A 23,212-nucleotide genomic window follows, 5' to 3' on the forward strand; every position below is an offset into this window, starting at 1 on the left:
AGCCGAAGCCGGTTTCGTTTTGGGGTACGAGAGTTGGCCGCCAACTCCCCGGGTCAGGAGATCCCGAATTCCTTGCCGATGAAGTCGAACAATTCGTCGTCGGTCGCGGATTGCATGTCGGTCACCGACTGCGTGTCGGGCGTCGACTGCGTGCCGGACGAGGCGGGAGGTTCGGGTGACGCGGCGGACGGCTCCGCCCCGGCGGACGGTCCGGTCCACCGGTCCGCCATCCCCCGCAGCCTCGTCGCGATCGCCGTCCGGCCGTCGCCCGCCGCCGCGCCGGCGTGGGCCGCGCGCAAGGCCGCCTCGATCCTGTCGAGTTCCGCCAGGAGCGCGGTGACGTCCTCGCCGACCGGGACCACGGCGGTCTCGGCCCGCAGATAGTCGACCAGGTCGTCGGGCGTCGGATAGTCGAAGATCAGCGTGGGAGGCAGCCGCAGCCCGGTGTCCTGGGCCAGCCGGTTGCGCAGCTCCACCGCCGTCAGCGAGTCGAAGCCGAGGTCGCGGAGCGCCTGCCCGGGACGTACCACGTTGGGCGAGGCGAGGTCGAGGACCGCCGCGACGTGCTCGCACACCAGGTCCAGCAGCACCTTGCGCTGCTCGGCCTCGCCGAGCCCGGACAGCCGGGACGCCGGCGAGGGGACGTCCACCGCCGGTTCGGTGCTCGCGGCGGCCCGTGCCGGGCGCCGGGCCGGTACGCGCACCAGGCTCCGCAGGAGCGCGGGGAGCGAACCGTCGGAGGCCGCCTGGTTGCGGAGTCCGGGCCGGTCCAGGCGGACGGGCACGAGGACGGGCTCGTCACCGGCGAGCGCGGTGTCGAGGAGGGCGAGGCCCTCCTCCGTGGGCAGCGGCAGGACTCCGCTGCGGGCCATGCGGCGGCGGTCGGCCCCGCTCAGCTCGCCGGTGATCCCGCTGCTCTCCTCCCACAGGCCCCAGGCCAGCGACAGTGCCGGCAGCCCGGCCGTCCGCCGCTGGTGGGCGAGGGCGTCGAGGAAGGAGTTCGCGGCCGCGTAGTTGCCCTGGCCCGCGCTGCCGAACACACCGGCGGCGGAGGAGAAGAGCACGAACGCCGACAGCTCCATGTCACGGGTCAGCTCGTCCAGGTGCACGGCCGCGTCCACCTTGGGAGCGAAGACGCGGTCGACGCGCTCGGGCGTCAGGGACGCCACCACGCCGTCGTCCACCACGCCGGCCGCGTGCACCACGGCGACGAGGGGGTGCCCGTCCGGTATCCCGGCCAGGACGCCGGCCAGCGCCTCCCGGTCGGCCACGTCGCAGGCCGCGACGGTCACCCGGGCGCCGAGCGCCGTGAGTTCCGCCTCGAGCTCGGCCATGCCCGCGCTCCGGCCGCCACCGCGGCTGACCAGCACCAGGCTCCGGACGCCGTGCTCGGCCACCAGGTGCCGGGCCACCAGTCGGCCCAGGGTGCCCGACGCTCCGGTCACCAGCACCGTGCCGTCGGCCGGGAAGGCGGGGGCGTCGCCGTCCGCCGAGGGCCCGGCCGCGGCCGACGCCCGTACGAGGCGGGGTACCAGCACCTTGCCGTCCCGCACCGCGAACTGCTCCTCCCCCGCGGCGAGCACGGCGGGCAGCGCACGGACGGACGCGGCGTCACGGTCGAGGTCGACCAGGACGAACCTGCCCGGGTTCTCGGACTGCGCCGAGCGCGCCAGGCCCCAGACCGCGGCCTGGGCGGGGTCGACCTCCTTGTCCCCGGCCTCGGTGACCATGGCGTTCCCGGTCAGCACCACGAGCCGGGAGCCGGCACCGCGATCGTCGGCGAGCCACTGCCGCAGCAGCTCCAGCATCCGGTGCGTGGTCGCGTGCACATGCCGGACGGGGTGGTCGCTGTCCGGGTGGATGCCCGCCGTGGCGAGCACGACCACGGGCGGTACGCCGCCCGTGCCCCGGGCGTCGCGCGCGACGCCCGCCAGGTCGGCGTGGAACGTGGCCCGCACCCCGGCGTCCTCGATGGCCGCGCGCAGACCGTCGTCGTCACCGATGACGGCCCACGGTTCGGCCATGGCGGCCGCAGGCGCAGCGGGAGCGGCAGGGGCCGTGGTCCATTCGACGCGGTACAGCGCATCGCGCCGCCCCTCGCCCGCCGCCCGCGCCAGCTGCTCGGCGGAAACGGGCCGCAGGACGAGGGAGTCGACGGAGGCCACCGGCCGCCCGGCACTGTCCGCTACCTGAAGGGAAACGGTGTCCGGGCCGGAGGCCGTCAGCCTGACGCGCAGGGACGAACCGGCCGTGGCGTGAACGGTCACACCGGTCCAGGAGAAAGGGATACGTCCCTGTCCAGTGTCGGGCAGCAGACCGCCCAGGCCGACAGCGTGCAACGCCGCGTCCAGCAAGGCCGGATGCACACCGAAACCGGCAACCTCCGTACCCTCCGGCAACGCCACCTCGGCGAACACCTCACCCTCACCACCACGCCACAGACCACGCAGCCCCTGGAACACCGGCCCGTAGCCGAAACCGAGCTCCGCCAGCCGCTCGTACGCACCCTCGAGTTCGACGGTCGCGGCCGCACGGTCGCCGCCCGCCGCCACGGGCCACTCCGTCAGGTCGAACGTTTCCGCCCGGTCCTGGGAGACCGAACCGGTCGCGTGGCACGTCCACGGCTCGTCGGTGCCGGCGGCGTGCTCGGGACGGGAGTAGATGTTCACGGCACGTCGGCCCGCCTCGTCCGCGGCGCCCACGACCACCTGGAGGCGCACCGCGCCCTGGGCGGGGAGAACGAGCGGGGCGGACAGGTTGAGCTCGTCGACGCGGTCACAGCCCACCTCGTCGGCCGCGCGCACGGCGAGATCGACGAAGGCGGTGCCGGGCAGCAGTACGGTGCCCATCACGGCATGCTCGGCGAGCCAGGGGTGGGCGGACAGCGACAGCCGCCCGGTCAGCAGCGCACCCTCCCCGTCGGCGAGCGCGACCGCCGCGCCCAGCAGCGGATGCTCGGCAGCCGACAGGCCCACCGCGGCCACATCGCCCGCCGGCGCGCCGGACTCCAGCCAGTAACGCCGGTGCTGGAAGGCGTAGGTGGGCAGCTCGACGGTCCGTGACCCTCGGCCGGCGAAGAAGGCCGGCCAGTCGACGGTGATGCCGTGGGCGTGGAGCTGGACGATGGCCGTGGTGACGGCCACGTCCTCGGCACGGTCCGCACGCAGGACGGGGACGGTGACGAACTGCTCGCCGTCGAGGATCTCCTGCGCCAGGGCGGTCAGGACACCTCCGGGGCCGATCTCCAGGAACATCCGCACGCCCTCGGCGGACAGAGCCGCCACCGCGTCGGAGAAGCGGACCGCCTGACGGACGTGGCGCACCCAGTACTCCGGGTCGCACAGCTCCTCCGACGAGACCGGACGGCCGGTGAGCGTCGAGACGATCGGAATCGTGGGAGCGGAGAAGGCAACACCCTCCGCCACCGCCCGGAACTCCGCCAGCATCGGCTCCATCAACGGCGAGTGGAACGCGTGCGAGACCGACAGCGACTTTGTCTTACGCCCCTGGGCGGCGAGCTGACCGGCGATCTCCGTGACGGCCTCTTCCTCGCCCGACAGAACGACGGACGACGGACCATTGATCGCGGCGATTCCCGCCCGGTCCTCGTAACCAACCAGCAGCGGAAGGACTTCGTCCTCCGAGGCCTGTACAGCGACCATCACGCCACCGGCGGGAAGCGCCTGCATCAGCCGGCCGCGGGCCGCTACGAGAGCGGCGGCATCGGCCAGCGACAGCACACCCGCCACATGGGCGGCGGCCAGCTCACCGATCGAATGCCCGGCCAGGAAGTCCGCCCGCACACCCCACGACTCGACAAGCCGGTACAACGCCACCTCGACAGCAAACAACGCGGGCTGAGTGAAACCGGTCTGGTTCAGCGGACCGGCGTCATCACCGAACACCACATCCCTCGAAGGCCGCTCGAGATGGGCGTCCAACTCCGCACACACCGCATCAAAGGCCTCGGCGAACACCGGGAACGCGGCGTAGAGCTCCCGTCCCATGCCCAGCCGCTGGCTGCCCTGCCCCGAGAAGAGCAGCGCCACCCGGCCACCGCCGGAACCGTCGTCGCCCTGCACCACACCGGCCGTCCGCCGCCCGGCGGCGATGCCGGCCAGCCCGTCCAGCAGTTCGTCGCGGTCGCGGCCCACGACAGCAGCGCGGTGGGTGAGCGCGGCACGCGACGTGGCCAGGGAGAAGGCGATGTCGGCGGGCTCGAGTTCCGTGCGCTCGGCGACGTGCGAGGCGAGACGCTGTGCCTGCTCCCGCAGCGCCGTCTCGTCCTTCGCCGACAGCACCCAGGGCACGACGGTCCCCGTGATCCGGTCCGCCGGGTCGGCGGAGGGCTGCGGCGGGGCAACAGCCTCCACCTGCTCCAGCACGACGTGGGCGTTGGTGCCGCTCACGCCGAAGGACGAGACCGCCGCCCGGCGCGGACGGCCGTCCGCCGTCCACTCCACCGGCTCGGTCAGCAGCCGCACCGCGCCCGCCTCCCAGTCGACGTGGGACGTCGGCTCGTCGACGTGGAGGGTGCGCGGCAGTACGCCGTGCCGCATCGCCAGCACCATCTTGATCACACCGGCGACGCCGGCGGCGGCCTGCGTGTGCCCGATGTTGGACTTGACGGAACCCAGCCACAGCGGCTGGTCCCCGGCGCGCTCCTGCCCGTACGTAGCGATCAGGGCCTGCGCCTCGATCGGGTCGCCCAGCGTCGTGCCCGTGCCGTGCGCCTCCACGGCGTCCACGTCGGCCGCGGACAGCCCCGCCGACGCGAGGGCCTGGCGGATCACCCGCTGCTGCGCGGGACCGTTGGGGGCGGTGAGACCGTTCGACGCACCGTCCTGGTTGACGGCCGAACCCCGCACCACCGCGAGCACCTGGTGGCCGTTGCGCCGCGCGTCCGACAGCCGCTCGACGAGCAGCATGCCGGCGCCCTCGGCCCAGCCCGTGCCGTCGGCGGAGGAGGCGAAGGCCTTGCAGCGGCCGTCGGCCGACAGCCCGCGCTGGCGGCTGAACTCGACGAAGGTGTTCGGCGTCGCCATGACCGTGACGCCGCCGACCAGGGCCATCTCGCACTCGCCCTGCCGCAGGGCCTGCGCTGCGAGGTGCAGGGCCACCAGCGACGACGAGCAGGCCGTGTCCACCGTCACCGCCGGGCCCTCGAGCCCGAAGGTGTACGCCACGCGGCCCGAGGCGACGCTGCCGGACGTTCCCATGCCGAGGTGTCCCTCGAGACCGTCGGGGACCGCCGCGAGCCGGCTGCCGTAGTCGTGGTACATCACACCGGCGAACACTCCGGTCCGGCTGCCGCGCACCGACGACGGGTCGATACCCGCCCGCTCGAACGCCTCCCACGACGTCTCCAGCAGCAAACGCTGCTGCGGGTCCATCGCCAGGGCCTCGCGCGGGGAGATACCGAAGAAGGTGGGGTCGAAATCACCGGCCTCGTACAGGAAGCCGCCCTCACGCGTGTAACTCGTGCCCGCGTGATCCGGGTCGGGGTGGTAGAGGGAGCCGAGGTCCCAGCCCCGGTCCTCCGGGAAGGCGCCGATGGCGTCACCGGCCTCGCTGACCAGCCGCCACAGGTCGTCGGGCGTCCGTACGCCGCCGGGGAAGCGGCAGCTCATGCCGACGATGGCAATCGGGTCGTCGGTGGGTACGGACGCGGGCGTCACCCGGACAGGCAGGCGGTCCTCGTCATGGGACGCTCCGACGAGCTCGCCCAGCAGGTGGCGGGCGAGCGCCTCGGGAGTCGGGTGGTCGAAGACCAGTGTCGCCGGCAGACGAAGCCCGGAGGCGGCGTTGAGGGCGTTGCGCAGTTCGACGGCCGTGAGCGAGTCGAAGCCCAGGTCCTTGAACTGGCGGTCGACGGAGACGGACAGCGCTGTCGCATGGCCCAGTACGGTTGCCGCCTGCTCCCGGACCAGCTCCTGCAGGACCTCGAGCCGGGCGGCCTCGGGCAGCCCGCTGATGCGCCGGCCCAGCGAGGAACCTTCGACAGCAGCGGTTCCCACGGCCTCGGCGACCGTGCGGCGCGCCGAGGTACGTACGAGGTTCCGGAAGAGCGGCGGCAGGGCGCCGGACCGTGCCTGGGCCCGCAGCGCGCCGAACTCCAGCCGGGCCGGGACGAGTACGGGCTCCTGGGCGCGGCTCGCCGCGTCGAAGAGGGCGAGCCCTTCCGTCGTTCCGAGCGCCGCCAGGCCGTGGCGGGTGATGCGGCGCTGGTCGGCTTCGCCGAGTTCGCTGGTCAGCGCGCTGGTCTCGGACCACAGTCCCCAGGCCAGCGAGACGGCCGGAAGACCGGCCGCACGACGCTGCACGGCGAGAGCGTCCAGGAAGGAGTTCGCGGCCGCGTAGTTGCCCTGCCCCGCACTGCCGAACATACCAGCAGCGGAAGAGAACAGCACGAACACCGACAGATCCATCTCGCGCGTGAGCTCGTGGAGATTGAGGGCGGCCATCGCCTTGGGTCGCAGGACGTGGTCGACGCGCTCGGGGGTGAGGGCGGAGACAATGCCGTCGTCCGTCACGCCCGCCGCGTGCACCACACCCGTCAACGGGTGCTCAGCGGGGACGGCGGCCAGCACCTCGGCCAGCGCAGCGCGATCCGCGACGTCACATGCGACGGTGGCCACATCGGTGCCCAGCGCGGTGAGTTCGGCCTCGAAGTCGGCCGCACCCTCGGCACCGGGCCCGCGCCGGCTGGCCAGAACCAGATGGCGCACGCCGTGCTCGGTGACCAGGTGGCGGGCGACCAGCCGGGCCAGAACACCCGAGGCGCCGGTCACGAGGACGGTGCCGTCGGGGCCGAAGGCGGGGGCGCCGGAGGCTTCGGGGACGTCGGCCCGTACGAGACGAGGCACGAGCACCTCTCCCCCACGCACCGCAACCTGCGACTCACCAGCACTCACAGCAGCGGCAACCACACGACTCTCGTCGTCATCGCCATCGACGTCCACCAGCACGAACCGGCCCGGATTCTCCGACTGCGCCGACCGCACCAGACCCCACACAGCCGCCTGCCACGCATCCACAACATCACCGGCAACCGCACCCACCGCACCCCGCGTCACCAACACAAGACGCGACCCGGCAAACCGATCGTCAGCCAACCACTCCTGCACCAGCCCCAACGCCCGCCGCACATCCCCACCAGGCGCCACAACACTCACACCAGCCGCGTCAACAGAGTCAAAAGCACCGGACACCGCACCCGGCACCCACTCCACCCGATACAGCGAATCGTGCTGCGCTCCCTGGGCCGCCGAGAGTTGCGCGGCGGTGACGGGCCGAAGCGTCAGCTCGTCCACGGTGGCGACGGGAGCGCCCGTCCCGTCCGCGATCACGAGCGACACCGATTCCCGGCCCGCGCGGGTGAGCCGGACCCGCAGGGACGCGGCCTCGGTGGCGTGGACGCTCACCCCGCCCCAGGCGAACGGCAGCCGGCCTTCGTGGCCGTCGGCCAGGAAGTCGGTCAGCCCCATGGCGTGGAGCGCCGCATCGAGCAGCGCGGGGTGCAGGGCGAAGCCCGCGACGGAAGTCTGCTCGGGGAGTGCGACCTCGGCGAAGAGGTCGTCCCCGCGCCGCCAGGCCGCCCGCAGGCCCTGGAACACCGGCCCGTAGCCGAAACCGGCCTCCGCCAGTCGCTCGTAGCAATCATTGGTCCCGAGGGCAATGGCTCCCGCCGGCGGCCACTCGCTCATTTCCGTGACCACGGGGCGTTCGTCATCGGAGCCTTCGGCGAGAACGCCGGTGGCGTGGCACGTCCACGGCGCGTCCACGGCGCTGTCGACCTCGGTACGCGAGTAGATCTTCAGGGTGCGCCGCGCGGCTTCCTCTGCCGCGCCGACGGTCACCCGGATCTGTACCGCGCCCTCTGCGGGCAGCACGAGCGGGGCGGCGAGGGTGAGCTCGTCCACCCGTTCGCAGCCGACCTCGTCGCCCGCCCGCACCGCCATCTCCAGGAACGCCGTTCCCGGCAGCAGGGCCACCCCGGAGACCGCGTGGTCGGCGAGCCAGGAGTGTGTGGCGAGCGACAGCCGGCCCGTCAGCAGCACCCCGCCCTCGTCGGGCAGACTCACCGCCGCCCCCAGGAGGGCATGCCCGGCAGCCGCCAGACCGGCCGAACTCACGTCACCGGGCGCAGCAGTGGCCTCGAGCCAGTACCGCTCGTACTGGAACGCGTAGGTGGGGAGATCGACGACCTGCGCCTGACGGCCGGCGAAGAAGGCCGGCCAGTCGACGGTGATGCCGTGGGTGTGGAGGTGGGCGATGGCTGTGGTGACGGCCACGTCCTCGGCACGGTCCGCACGCAGGGCGGGGACGGTGACGGACTGCTCGCCGTCGAGGGTCTCCTGCGCCAGGGCGGTCAGGACACCTCCGGGGCCGATCTCGAGGAACGTCCGCACGCCCTCGGCGGACAGAGCCGCCACCGCGTCGGAGAAGCGGACCGCCTGACGGACGTGGCGCACCCAGTACTCCGGGTCGCACAGCTCGTCCGCCGCGACCGGACGGCCGGTGAGCGTCGAGACGATCGGAATCGTGGGAGCGGAGAAGGCAACACCCTCCGCCACCGCCCGGAACTCCGCCAGCATCGGCTCCATCAACGGCGAGTGGAACGCGTGCGAGACCGACAGGGCCTTCGTCTTACGACCCTGCGCGGCAAGCAGCCCCACGATCTCAGCCACCGCGTCCTCGGCGCCCGAGAGCACCACGGACGACGGGCCATTGACCGCCGCGACACCGACCCGGTCCTCATAACCAGCCAGCAGGGGAAGGACTTCGTCCTCCGAGGCCTGGACCGCCACCATCACGCCACCCGCGGGCAGCGCCTGCATCAGCCGGCCCCGAGCGGCCACGAGCGCGGCAGCGTCGGCCAGGGACAGCACCCCGGCGACGTGCGCGGCGGCCAGCTCACCGATCGAATGCCCGGCCAGGAACTCCGGCCGCACACCCCACGACTCCACCAGCCGGAACAACGCCACCTCGACCGCGAACAACGCAGGCTGCGTGATCGCGGTCCGGTCCAGCGCATCGGCGTCGTCACCGAACACCACATCCTGCAGCGACCGCTCAAGATGCGCATCGATCACCACACACACCGCGTCGAAGGCCTCAGCGAACACGGGGTACGCGGCGTACAACTCCCGCCCCATCCCCAACCGCTGGCTCCCCTGCCCCGAGAACAGGAACGCCGTCCGGCTGCCGCCCGCAGCGCTGTCGCCGCCGGCCGCCTCGCCCCGCGCCAGGGCCTCAAGGCCCCGTACCAGCTCCTCACGGTCGGCGCCCACCACGAACCCGCGGTGAGTCAGCGCACCCCGCGTCGTGGCGAGCGAGTACGCCACGTCGACAGCATCGAGCTCGGCATTACTCCCGACGAACGACAGCAGCCGCTCGGCCTGCCCCCGCAGTGCCTTCGCATCCTTGCCCGAAATCACCCACGGAACCGCGACCGCTGCAGCGTCGACAGCACCGCCATCGCCGTCTGTGACCTCAGCGGTCTCCGGCACCTGCTCCAGCACGACGTGGGCGTTCGTCCCGCTCACACCGAACGAGGAGACACCGGCCCGGCGCGGACGGCCGTCCGCCGCCCACTCCACCGGCTCGGTCAGCAGTTCCACCGCCCCCGCCGACCAGTCGACGTGCGGCGACGGCTCCTCGGCATGCAGCGTCTTCGGCAGTACGCCGTGCCGCATCGCCTGCACCATCTTGATGATGCCGCCGACACCGGCCGCCGCCTGCGTGTGCCCGATGTTCGACTTCAGCGACCCCAGCCACAACGGACGACCCTCCGGCCGCTCCTGACCGTACGTCGCCAGCACCGCCTGCGCCTCGATCGGATCACCCAGCGTCGTACCCGTACCGTGCGCCTCGACGACGTCCACATCACCGGCCGACAGCCCGGCCGACGCCAGCGCCTGCCGGATCACCCGCTGCTGCGCCGGACCGTTCGGAGCCGTCAGACCATTGGACGCACCGTCCTGGTTGATCGCCGAACCCCGCACCACCGCGAGCACCTGGTGGCCGTTGCGCCGCGCGTCCGACAGCCGCTCGACGAGCAGCATGCCGGCGCCCTCGGCCCAGCCCGTGCCGTCGGCGTCCGCGGAGAACGCCTTGCAGCGGCCGTCCGCCGCGAGGCCGCGCTGGCGGCTGAACTCGATGAAGATGTTCGGCGTCGCCATGACGGTCACACCGCCGACCAGGGCCATCTCGCACTCGCCCTGCCGCAGGGCCTGCGCCGCCAGGTGCAGCGCGACCAGCGACGACGAGCACGCCGTGTCCACCGTCACCGCCGGGCCCTCGAGCCCGAACGTGTACGCCACCCGGCCCGAGGCGACACTGCCCGCGCTGCCGTTGACGACGTACCCCTCGAAGCCCTCGGGGATGACGGACAGGCGCGAGCCGTAGTCGTGGTACATCACACCGGCGAAGACGCCGGTCCGGCTGCCGCGCACCGACGACGGGTCGATACCCGCCCGCTCGAACGCCTCCCACGACGTCTCCAGCAGCAACCGCTGCTGCGGGTCCATCGCCAGCGCCTCACGTGGCGAGATACCGAAGAACCCGGGGTCGAAATCACCGGCCTCGTACAGGAAGCCGCCCTCACGCGTGTAACTCGTGCCCGCGTGATCAGGGTCGGGGTGGTAGAGGGAGTCCACCGCCCATCCGCGGTCGGTCGGGAAGCCGCCGACCGCGTCCGTCCCCTCGGCGACCAGTCGCCACAGGTCCTCCGGCGAGCGCACCCCGCCGGGGTAGCGGCAGCTCATGCCGACGATGGCAATCGGCTCGTCGACGGGCACCGGCGACGCGGACGCGACAACTTCAGCCTCCGCACCCGCACCGGCATCCGCCGTCCCCAGCAGTTCCGTGCGCAGGAACCGGGCGAGGGCGACCGGGTTGGGGTGGTCGAAGACGAGGGTCGCCGGCAGCCGGGCGCCGGAAGCGGCGTTGAGGAGGTTGCGCAGCTCGACCGCGGTGAGGGAGTCGAAGCCCAGCTCCTTGAAGGCGCGTTCGGGTTCGATCTGCTCCGGCGAGGCGTGGCCCAGCACGGTGGCGATCTGCTTCCGTACGAGTTCCAGCAGGGCGCGGTCCTGTTCGGCCTCGGCCAGCCCGGTCAGACTCTGGACGAGCGTCGAGGCGGCGGCAGCGCGGTGGCCGTGGGCCGGTTCGCCGCCTTCCTGGCCGGTCCGTGCCCGCCGCGCGGGCGCCTTGACCAGGCCCTTCAGCAGTGCGGGCACCTCGCCGTCGGCGGCGCGGGCGCGCAGGCCGGCGGTGTCCAGGCGGACGGGGAACAGCACGTCGCCGTCGGCCGCGCAGGCCGCGTCGAACAGGGCGAGCCCCTCGGCCGAGTCCATCGCGGCCAGGCCCATGCGCCGGATGCGGGCCAGGTCGGCGGAGTCCAGCTTGCTGGTCATGCCGCTGCCCTCGGCCCACAGGCCCCAGGCCAGCGACACCGCCGGAAGCCCTGCCGCCCGACGCCGCACGGCCAGCGCGTCCAGGAAGGAGTTGGCGGCCGCGTAGTTGCCCTGGCCGGCGCCGCCGAGGGTGGCGGAGACCGAGGAGAACAGCACGAACGCCGACAGATCCATGTCCCGCGTGAGCTCGTGGAGGTTGAGCGCGGCGTCCACCTTGGGGCGCAGGACCCGGTCGACGCGCTCGGGGGTCAGCGCGGAGACGATCCCGTCGTCCGTCACACCCGCCGCGTGCACCACAGCCGTCAACGGGTGTTCCACCGGAATCCCGGCCAGCAGCCCGGCCAGCGCGTCGCGGTCCGCCACGTCGCACGCAACGGTCGTCACGTCGGCGCCCAGCGCGGCGAGCTCGGCCTCGAGGTCGGCGGCACCCTCTGCCGCCGGGCCCCGACGTCCGGCGAGCACGAGGTGTCGCACGCCGTGCTCGGTGACCAGGTGGCGGGCGACGAGACGCCCGAGGGTGCCGGTGGCACCGGTGACCAGCGTCGTGCCGTCGGAAGGGAAGGACGAGAAGGGCGGGAAGGAGACGTCTGCCGTGCCCTCCGGCTCGCTCACGCGCTCCAGTCGCGGCAGCAGGAACTCGCTGCCACGTACGGCCAGTTGCGGCTCGCCCGTACCGAGCGCCGCCGTCAGGAAGCCGTCCGTGAGATCGGCGTCCGCGTCGAGGTCCAGGAGGACGAACCGGCCCGGGTTCTCCGACTGCGCCGACCGCACCAGACCCCACACAGCGGCCTGCGCCGGGTCGGGCGCGAGCGACCCGCCGTCGGGCGAGACGGCGTTGCGGGTCACCAGCACCAGGCGGGACGCGGCGAAACGCTCGTCGGCGAGCCACTGCTGTACGAGCTCCAGGGCGCGCAGGCTCGTCGCCCGCACGGCGTCGGCCACGGAACCTTCCGTCCCGGTCTCGACCGGAGCGAGGACGAACGCGGGCACGGCGGCGTGCGCGTCCTCGACCAGATCGGCGAGCGTGACGACGCCCGACGCCTCCGGCACCGCGGCAGCGGCCCGCACCCACCCGAGCCGGAAGAGCGAGTCGTGCCCCTGCCTCGCGGCACCGCGCAGCTGCTCGACGGAGACCGGGCGCAGGACGAGCGAACCGATGGACGCGAGCGGCTGCCCGGAGCCGTCGGCGACGAGGACCGACACCGCGTCCGTGCCGGCAGGCGTCAGCTTGATGCGCAGCGTGGACGCTCCGCCGGCCCGCAGATCCACCGCGCCCCAGGAGAACGGCAGCAGACCCTGCCCGGTTTCGGAACCGGAGAGCAGGCCCAGCCACGAGGCGTGCAGCGCGGAGTCGAGCAGGGCCGGGTGCAGGGCGTACGCGGCCGCGTCCGGCGCGGCCCCCTCGGGCAGCGCCGCCTCGGCGAACAGGGTCTCCCCCTGGCGCCAGGCCGCGCGCAGCCCGCGGAAGACGGGACCGTAGCCGAAGCCCAGTTCCTCCAGCCGTTCGTAGATGTCGTCGGTGACGACCCACTCGGCGCCCGGGGGCGGCCACGCGGTCAGATCGGCGAGAGGGGCGTCCGCCGAGGCGTCGGCGGACGCGAGCGTGCCACTGGCGTGGAGCGTCCACTCCTGCGACGCGAGGTCGTCCTCCGGGCGGGAGTACAGGGCCAGTGCGCACCGGCCCTCCGCGTCCTGGGCACCGACGGTGAGCCGGAGCTGGACCGCGTCGTGCTCGGGCAGCACCAGCGGGGCGGACAGGGTCAGTTCCTCGACGCCGCCCGTGCCCGCCTCCTCCGCGGCGCGGACCGCGAGCTCGACGAACGCGGTGCCGGGCACCAGCACCACACCGGACACGGCGTGATCGGCGAGCCACGGGTGGGTGGTGAGCGACAGCCGGCCGGTCAGGACCATTCCGCCGTCCGGCAGGGCGACGGTGGCGCCCAGCATGGGATGCCCGGCGTCGGCGAGGCCGATCCCGGCCGGGTCGGCGGCCACGGCGGTGGGCGCGCTGAGCCAGTAGCGCCGGCGCTGGAAGGGGTAGGTGGGCAGGGAAACGGTACGGGCGCCCGTTCCGTCGAACACGGCCCGCCAGTCGACGGCGATGCCGCGCACGTGGAGCCGGCCGAGGGCCACGGTGACCGCCACGTCCTCGGTACGGTCGGTGCGCAGGGCCGGTACGGCCACGGCGTCGTCGCCCTCGAGGACGCCCTGGGCCAGTGCGGTCAGGACACCGCCGGGCCCGATCTCGAGGAACGTCCGCACGCCCTCACCCGACAGCGCCTCCACGGCATCCGAGAAGCGAACCGGCTGACGGACGTGGCGCACCCAGTACTCCGGGTCGCACAGCTCGTCCGACGAGACCGGACGGCCGGTGAGCGTCGAGACGATCGGAATCGTGGGAGCGGAGAAGGCAACACCCTCCGCCACCGCCCGGAACTCCGCCAGCATCGGCTCCATCAACGGCGAGTGGAAAGCGTGCGAGACCGACAGGGCCTTCGTCTTACGACCCTGCGCGGCAAGCAGCCCCACGATCTCAGCCACCGCGTCCTCGGCGCCCGAGAGCACCACGGACGACGGGCCATTGACCGCCGCGACACCGACCCGGTCCTCATAACCAGCCAGCAGCGGAAGCACCTCGTCCTCCGAGGCCTGCACCGCCACCATCACGCCACCCGCAGGCAGCGCCTGCATCAACCGACCACGAGCGGCCACCAGCACCGCCGCATCGGCCAGCGACAGCACACCCGCCACATGGGCGGCAGCCAGCTCACCGATCGAATGCCCGGCAAGGAAATCAGCCTGAACACCCCACGACTCCACCAACCGGTAGAGCGCCACCTCAACGGCGAACAACGCAGGCTGAGTGAAACCGGTCCGATCCAACAGCCCGGCATCCTCACCGAACACCACATCCCGCAACGGCCGCTCGATATGTGCGTCGATCTCCGCACACACCGCGTCAAAGGCCTCAGCGAACACCGGGAACGCGGCGTACAGCTCCCGTCCCATCCCCAGTCGCTGGCTCCCCTGCCCCGAGAAGAGCAGCGCCAGTTGTCCTGCCTCCTCGGCTCCCGTTCCACCGCCGGTCACCACATGGGGCGCCGCCTCGTCGCGGGTCATGGCTTCCAGGCCGCGCAGCAGTTCCTCGCGGTCCGAGCCGACGATCACCGCGCGGCGTTCCAGTGCCGCCCTGGCCGTGCCGAGGGTGAGGCCGATGTCGGCCGCCCCCGCTTCGGCGTTGTCCCGCGCGTACGCCAGCAGGCGCTCGGCCTGGTCCCGAAGTGCCCCCGTGTCCTTGGCGGACAGCACCCAGGGAACAGCGGTGAGAGCCCTCTCAGCACCGGCAGCGGTCCCGTCGCCGCTCTCCCGCTCACCGTTCTCGCCGTCCTCGGCGGCCCCGACACCCGCCGGTGCCTGCTCGACGATGACGTGCGCGTTCGTGCCGCTGACGCCGAAGGCGGAGATGGCGGCCCGGCGCACCCGGCCGTCGTGCTCCGGCCACTCGGCCGGTTCGGTCAGCAGCTCGACGGCGCCGGCCGACCAGTCGACGTGCGGGGTCGGTTCGGTGACGTGGAGGGTCCGGGGCAGCAGGCCGTGGCGCAGTGCCAGCACCATCTTCATGACACCGGCCACGCCGGCCGCCGCCTGGGTGTGCCCGATGTTCGACTTCAGCGAGCCCAGGCGCACCGGCAGCCGGTCCCCCGGCCGCTCCTGCCCGTAGGTCGCCAGCAGTGCCTGTGCCTCGATCGGGTCGCCGAGCTTTGTGCCGGTGCCGTGGGCCTCGACCGCGTCCACGTCGGCCGCGGTCAGGCCGGCGTTGGCGAGGGCCTGGCGGATGACGCGCTGCTGCGAGGGGCCGTTCGGGGCCGTCAGGCCGTTGGACGCGCCGTCCTGGTTGATGGCCGAGCCGCGGACGACCGCGAGCACGGGGTGGCCGTTGCGCTGGGCGTCCGACAGTCGCTCGACGAGCAGCATGCCGACGCCCTCGCCCCAGCCGGTGCCGTCGGCGTCGGCGGAGAAGGCCTTGCAGCGGCCGTCCGCCGCGAGGCCGCGCTGGCGGCTGAACTCGACGAAGATGCCGGGGGTGGACATGACGGTCACACCGCCGGCGAGGGCGAGCGAGCACTCGCCCTGCCGCAGGGCCTGCACAGCGAGGTGCAGCGCCACCAGCGACGACGAGCAGGCCGTGTCGACCGTCACCGCCGGGCCCTCGAGCCCGAAGGTGTAGGACAGGCGGCCGGACACCACGCTGGCCGCGCGCCCGGTGAGGAGGTAGCCCTCGACGCCCTCGGGGGCCCGGCGGCTGCCGGAGGCGTAGTCCTGGCCGTAGTCCTGGCCGTTGGAGCCGATGAAGACGCCGGCCTGGGTGCCCTTGAGCGCCGCGGGGTCGATGCCGGCCCGTTCGAAGGCCTCCCACGAGGTCTCGAGCAGCAGCCGCTGCTGCGGGTCCATGGCCAGCGCCTCGCGCGGCGAGATGCCGAAGAAGCCGGCGTCGAAGTCGCCCGCGTCGTAAAGGAAGCCGCCCTCACGGGCGTAGGTGGTGCCGGGGTGGTCCGGGTCCGGGTCGTAGAGGGACGCCAGGTCCCAGCCGCGGTCCTCGGGGAAGCCGGAGAGGGCGTCGGTGCCGTCGACGAGGAGCTGCCACAGTTCCTCGGGCGTGCGGACACCGCCGGGGAAGCGGCAGCTCATGCCGACGATGGCAATGGGCTCGTCGTCGGCCGGGCGGGCGGCCGCCGGTGCCTGGGCCGTTGTCGCCGCGTCGCCCGCGGCCGGCTCGTGGCCGGAGACCTCCGCGAGGAGGTACCGGGCGAGGTCCTGGGGGCTGGGGTAGTCGAAGACGACGGTGGTCGGCAGGCGCATGCCGGTGGCGGCGGCGAGGCGGTTGCGCAGTTCGATGGCTGTCAGCGAGTCGAAGCCGACCTCGCGGAAGGCCCGTGCGGGCTGGACGCGTTCGGAGCCGGAGTGGCCGAGGACGGTGGCGGCCTGGGTGCGGACGAGCTCGAGCACGGCCCGCAGGCGTTCGGCCTCGCCGAGGCCGGCCAGGCGCCTGCCGAGGGCGGGGCCCGCCTCGGCGTGCGCTCCCGCAGCCCCCGCCGCTTGCGCCGCGGTCCCCGTGGCGGCGTCGAGCAGGCGTCGTGCCTCGGGCAGGTCGCGCAGGAGCGGATAGCGGCCGGTGACGGCGAAGGCGGGGACGAAGCGGTCCCAGTCGATGTCGGCCAGGGTGACGGCGGTGTCGTCCAGCTCCATGGCCCTGCGCAGGGCCTGGACACCGGGGCCCGCGGCCATGGGGAGGATGCCGCGCCGGGTGAGGTGCCGCTCGGCGGCGTCGCCCATCATGCGGCCGCTGCCCCAGGAGCCCCAGGCCACGGCGGTGGCCGGCAGCCCGGCCGCGCGCCGCTGCTGGGCGAGCGCGTCGAGGAAGGCGTTGCCGGCGGCGTAGCCGCCCTGGCCGCCGTTGCCGACGACGCCGGCGATGGAGGAGAAGAAGACGAAGAAGTCCAGGTCGAGGCCGAGTTCGAGGGTGAGTTCGTGCAGGTGGAGGGCGGCGTCCACCTTGGGCCGCAGGACGCGTTCGAGGCGTTCGCCGGTGAGGGCGTCCAGGACGCCGTCGTCGAGGACGCCCGCGGCGTGGATGACGCCGGTGAGCGGGTGCTCCTCGGGCAGCCCGGTCAGCAGTCGGCGCAGGTCGTCCCGGTCGGTCACGTCGCAGGCGGCGACGGTGGTGCGGGTGCCCAGCGCCTCGAGTTCGTCGCGGAGTTCGGCGGCCCCTTCGGCGGCGAGGCCGCTGCGGCTGGTCAGGACGAGGTGTTCGGCGCCGCTCTCGGCGAGCCAGCGGGCGACGTGGGCGCCGAGGGTGCCGGTGCCGCCGGTGAGGAGGATCGTGCCGCGCGGCCGGATGCCGTCGGGGCGGGCGGGGGACGTACCGGTGATGGCGCGCACGAGGCGCCGGGCGAGGGTGCCCGAGGCGCGTACGGCCAGTTCGTCCTCGCCGTCGGCGTCGGCGAGGACGGCGACGAAGCGGGTGAGGGCGGGCTCGTCGAGGGTTGCGGGCAGGTCGATCAGGCCGCCCCAGCGCTGCGGGTACTCGGCACCGGCGACCCGGCCCAGGCCCCAGGTCTGGGCCTGCAGGGGGTTGCGCGGCGGGTCGGCGGGGCCGGTCGAGACGGCGCCCGAGGTGACGCACCACAGGGGTGCGTTGACGCCCGCGTCGCCGAGGGCCTGGACGAGGGCGACCGTGGCGGACAGCCCGGCTGTCACCCGGTGGGCGGGGGCCGCCGATTCGTCGGTGGCCAGCAGGGAGACGACACCGGTGGGCGCGGTGGTGCCGGTGAGTGCGGTCAGGCGGGCGGCGAGGCTCTGCCGGTCGTCGTCGTGGTGCACCGGCAGCGTCTCGACGTGCGCGCCGCGCCCGTCGAGGGCGTCGCGCAGGGCGGCGGTCCGCTCGTCGGCGTCGTCGTCGGCGCCCGGCACCACCAGCAGCCAGGTACCGCTCAGCACCGGGCCCGGGGCGGGGGCCGTCCGCTCGCGCTCGAGGGGCCGCCAGGTCACGCGGTAGCGCCAGCCGTCGACGAGGGAGGTCTCGTTGGCCTTGCGGCGCCAGTCGGCCAGTCCGGACAGGACGTCGCCGAAGGCCGCGTCGGCGCTCACCCCCAGCGAGGTGGTCAGCGCGGCCAGGTCCTCGCCCTCGACGGCCTCCCAGAAGCGGGCCTCCTGCGCCGTGAGAGCGCCCGGGGCGCTCGCGTCGGCGGGCGTGGAGGGGCCGGAAGGGAGCCAGAAGCGGCGCCGCTGGAAGGGGTAGGTGGGCAGGTCGGTCCTGCGCACGTCCCGGCCGGCGAACACCGCCGCCCAGTCGACGCCGACGCCCTGGACGTACGCCTCGCCGAGGGCGGCCAGCCAGCGGGCGGGCCCGCCGTGGTCGCGGCGCAGCGAGGCCACCACGACGGTGCCGTCGGCGTCGGCCGCCTCGGCGGTCTCCTGCAGGCCGACGGCGAGGACGGGGTGCGGGCTGACCTCGACGAAGACCTGGTGGCCGGTGTCCATCAGGTGGCGCACGGCGGGCTCGAAGGCCACGGTGGCGCGCAGGTTGCGGTACCAGTAGGCGGCGTCTAGGGCCGCGCTGTCGACGAACTCGCCGGTGACGGTCGACAGGAAGGGGGTGTGCGGGGTGCGGGGGGTGATGCCGTCCAGGGCCGCGGCGAGTTCGGCCTCGATGATCTCGACATGGGAGGAGTGGGATGCGTAGTCGACGGGGACGCGCTTGGCCCGTACGCCGTCGTCCGCGCAGGCCGCCAGCAGTTCGTCGAGGGCGTCGGCGTCGCCGGAGACGACGACCGAGCGGGGGCCGTTGACGGCGGCGACGCCGATGCGGTCGTTCCAGCGGGCGAGGCGGCGGGTGACGTCGGCGAGGGGTTCGGGGACGGACACCATGCCGCCGAGTCCGGCGAGCCGGGCGAGCAGGCGGCTGCGGAGGGCGACGACGCGGGCGCCGTCCTCGAGGGTGAGGGCGCCCGCGACGCAGGCGGCGGCAATCTCGCCCTGGGAGTGGCCGACCACGGCGGAGGGCTGGACGCCGAAGGAGCGCCACAGTTCGGCCAGGGAGACCATGACGGCCCACAGGGCGGGCTGGACGACGTCGTCGGCGCTGTTCAGCGCCGGTGCGCCGGGGGCGCCGCGCAGGACGTCCTCCAGCGACCAGTCGACGTAGGGGGCCAGGGCGTCGCCGCAGGCGCGCAGCCGCTCGCGGAAGACGGCGGAGGCGTCGAGGAGTTCGACGGCCATGCCGGCCCACTGGGAGCCCTGGCCGGGGAAGACGAAGACCGGGCGCCGTCCGGGGGTGGCGGTGCCCAGCGCGGTGTCGGTGGGCGTGGCGTCGCCGGTGGCCAGGGCGCGCAGGGCGTCGGTGAGTTCGGCACGGCCGGTTCCGACGGCCACGGCGCGGTGCTCGAAGGCGGCGCGGGTGGTGGCGAGGGAGTGGGCGATGTCGGCGGTGCGCGCCGCGGGGTGGGCCTCGACGTGGGCGAGGAGGGCGGCGGCCTGGGCGCGCAGCGCCTCGGGGGTGCGGGCGGACAGCAGCCAGGGGACGGCCCCGGCTTCGTCCGGGGTCTCGTCGGCCGGGGCCGGCGGCGTGGTGTCCGGGGCCTGTTCGAGGATGGCGTGGGCGTTGGTGCCACTGATGCCGAAGGAGGAGACGCCGGAGCGGCGCGGCCGCCCGGTGTCGGGCCACTGGGCCTCGGCGCTCAGCACGCGGACGGCGCCGGCGGACCAGTCGACGTGGGGCGTGGGCTCGTCGGCGTGCAGCGTTCTGGGCATGACGCCGTGCCGCAGGGCGAGGACCATCTTGATGACGCCGGCGATGCCGGCGGCGGCCTGGGTGTGGCCGATGTTGGACTTCAGCGAACCCAGCCACAGCGGCCGGTCCGCGGGGCGCTCCTGGCCGTAGGTGGCGATCAGGGCCTGGGCCTCGATGGGGTCGCCGAGCCGGGTGCCGGTGCCGTGGGCGTCGACGACGTCGATGTCGGCGGGGGCGAGTCCGGCGCCGTGCAGGGCCTGGCGGATGACGCGCTGCTGGGCGGGGCCGCTGGGGGCGGTCAGGCCGTTGCTGGCGCCGTCCTGGTTGATGGCGGTGCCGCGGACGACGGCGAGGACGGGGTGGCCCTTGCGCCGGGCGTCCGACAGGCGCTCGAGCAGGACCATGCCGGCGCCTTCGGCGAGGCCGAATCCGTCGGCGTCGGCGGAGAAGGCCTTGCTGCGGCCGTCGGGGGCGAGCGCGCGCTGCTTGCTGAACTCGATGAAGGAGCCCGCCGAGGGCAGGACGGTCACGCCGCCGGCGAGGGCGAGCGAGCATTCGCCCTGCCGCAGCGCCTGCACGGCGAGGTGCAGGGCCACCAGCGAGGACGAGCAGGCCGTGTCGACCGTCACGGCCGGGCCCTCGAGGCCGAAGGTGTAGGACAGGCGGCCGGAGGCGACGCTGGCGGTGTTGCCGGTGAGGAGGTAGCCGCTCAGTTCCTCGGCGGCCTCGTACAGGCGGGGGCCGTAGTCCATGGTCATGGCGCCGACGAAGGCGCCGGTCCGGCTGCCGCGCACGGTCGTGGGGTCGATGCCGGCCCGTTCGAAGGCCTCCCAGGCGGTCTCCAGCAGCAGCCGCTGCTGCGGGTCCATGGCCAGGGCCTCGCGGGGCGAGATGCCGAAGAACTCGGGGTCGAAGTCGGCGGCGTCGTGCAGGAGGCCCGCTTCGCGCTGGTAGTAGCGTCCGGCGCGGCCGGGCTCGGGGTCGTAGAGCCCTTCGACGTCCCAGCCGCGGTCGTGGGGGATGGCGGACACGGCGTCGCCGCCGGCGCGGAGCAGCTGCCACAGGTCTTCGGGGGTGCGGATGCCGCCGGGCAGCCGGCAGCTCATGGAGACGATCGCGATCGGCTCGTCCCAGGCGACGGCGGCGGTGTCCTCGTCGTCGGCGTCGCCGGACGCGGTGTGGGTGCCGAGGGCTTCGGCGACGATCCGGGCGACGAGGCTCGCGGGGGTGGGGTGGTCGAAGACGACGGTGTGCGGCAGGGCGAGGCCGGTGGCCTCGTTGAGGCGGTTGCGGAGCTCGATGGCGGTGACGGAGTCCAGTCCGAGGTCGCGGAAGGCGCGGTCGCCGTCGATGCCGGTGCCGGTGGTGTCGAGGTTGAGCAGCGCCACCGTCATGGAGCGCACCAGGTCGCCGGTCACGCGCTCGCGTTCGGCCTCGGGCAGGGTGCGCAGCCGGGTGCGGAAGGGCTGCTCGCCGGGGCCGGTGGCGTCCGACGGGCGGCGGAAGGGGTAGGTGGGCAGCGCAAGGCGGCGGGGTGCCGGGCCGGGGAAGGCCGCGGCCCAGTCGACGTCGACGCCCTGGACGTAGGCCTCGGCGAGCGAGGTGCGCAGCCGCCGTGATCCGCCCTGGTCGCGGCGGAGGGAGCCGACGGCGAGGACGGTGCGGCCGGCGGCGTCGGCGGTCTCCTGCATGGGGGCGGTGAGCGAGGGGTGGGGGCTGATCTCGACGAGGGCGTCGTGGCCGTCGGCGAGGAGGCTGCGCGTGGTCTCCTCGAAGCGGACGGGCAGGCGCAGGGTCTGGAACCAGTGCTCGGCGCCGGCGTCGGCGCCGTCGATGCGGCCGCCGGTGCGGGAGGAGTACAGCGGGGTGCGGGCGGTGACCGGTGTGATGGGCGCGAGGCCGGTCAGGAGCTGGTCGCGGATGTCGTCGATGTGCGGGGAGTGGGCGGCGTGGCCGACGGCGACGCGGCGGGCGCGGATGTTCTCGGCGGTCAGTTCGGCCAGCAGTTCCAGGGCCGCGTCGGCGTCGCCGGAGACGACCACGGAGGAGGGCCCGTTGTGGCCGGCGACGACGAGGCGGCCGTCGAAGCGCCGCAGCCGGGGGGTGATGTCGGCGGCGGGCAGGGCGACGGAGACCATCTCGCCGCGGCCGGTGAGGGTGGCCTGGGCGCGGCCCCACAGGGCGACGACGCGGGCGGCGTCCTCGAGGGTGAGGGCTCCGGCGACGTGGGCGGCGGCGATCTCGCCGACGCTGTGCCCGGCCACGGCGTCCGGACGTACGCCGTAGGCGCGCCAGGTCTCGGCGAGCGCCACCTGGACGGCGAACAGGGCCGGCTGGACGACGTCGGGCGTCTCGAGGGCGGGGGCGCCGGGGGCACCGCGCAGCAGGTCGGCGGGCGACCAGTCGAGGTAGGGGGCCAGGGCCTCCTGGCAGCGGTCGAAGGCGGCGCGGAACGCGGGTTCGGTGTCGAGGAGTCCGGCGGCCATGCCCTGCCACTGGGTGCCCTGGCCGGGGAAGACGAAGGCGACCTTGCCGGTGGTGGTGACGGTGCCGCGGACGAGGCCGGGGGCGAGGTCGCCGCGGGCGGCGGCGTCGAGGGACGCGAGGAGTTCGTCGCGGGTGTCGCCGATGACGACGGAGCGGTGGGCGAAGCGGTGGCGGGTGGTGGCCAGGGCGTGGCCGACGGCGGCGAGGCCGGCTTCGGGGTGTGCGGTGAGGTGGTCGTGGAGGCCGCGGGCCCGGTCGCGCAGGGCCTGGGGGCCGGCGGCGGAGAGGATCCAGGGCAGCGGGGTGCCGGCCGTAGTCTCCTCGGTCGCCGGTTCGGCCTGTCCGGCCGCTTCGGTTTCCGCGCGTAACGCGGTGACGGCGTCGGCCGGTTCCCAGGTCCAGCCGTCCTCGGGGCGGGCGGCGGGGCGCAGGAGGTGGTGGACGGGGTCGCCGTCGGCCAGGGCCCGGCCGAGGGGCTTGAGGAGGACGGCCCCGTAGCCGCCGGCGGGGGTGTGCGGTGTGCCGGGCGGCGTCAGGCCGGGTCCGGCGGCGAGGGCGAGGAGGCTCGTTCCGTCGCTCAGGCTCGCGCAGGCGGCCTCGAGGGCCGCCTGGGCGCCCGCCGGGTGGAGTCGGGCGGACACCTCGTCGAGCCGCAGGGCGGCGGCCACCGTGTGGGCCGGGTCGCCGTCGCTCGTGGGCTCGCCGGCGAGGTGGACGGCGGGCGGCCGGCCGGCCGGCGTCGCGGAAGCGGGCGCGACGCCGGCGTCCTCCAGTGCCTCCCAGAGCAGTTCCAGTACGGCGGGCCCGCCGGGTATCCCCGGCGCGGCCGCGCCGTCCGCCCGTATGCCCAGGAATTCCGCGTCGAACGCGGCGCATTCCTCGGGAGGGCGATGGGCCGATCCGATGACCGCGACCGGGTCCTTCTTCATCGCTTCGAACTCGGAAAGAACCGACTCGGATCCGCTCATTTTTCGTGCTCCATCAACCCGTTGAACCACTGCCGACATGCTCGGGGAAG

The 23,212-nt window shown here is 74.1% G+C and carries 1 protein-coding gene; it reads right to left on the reverse strand.

Annotated elements, in window-relative coordinates; translation table 11 throughout:
* Positions 1–53: 53 nt before the first annotated feature.
* The gene (locus tag ACIG36_RS06480; RefSeq protein WP_399922912.1) at positions 54–23,162 is read right to left on the reverse strand and encodes a type I polyketide synthase; all 23,109 of its coding nucleotides are present in this window, start codon (positions 23,160–23,162) and stop codon (positions 54–56) included.
* Positions 23,163–23,212: the final 50 nt, after the last annotated feature.

The sequence above is a fragment of the Streptomyces sp. NPDC053048 genome (assembly GCF_044547045.1).
Lineage (GTDB): Bacteria > Actinomycetota > Actinomycetes > Streptomycetales > Streptomycetaceae > Streptomyces.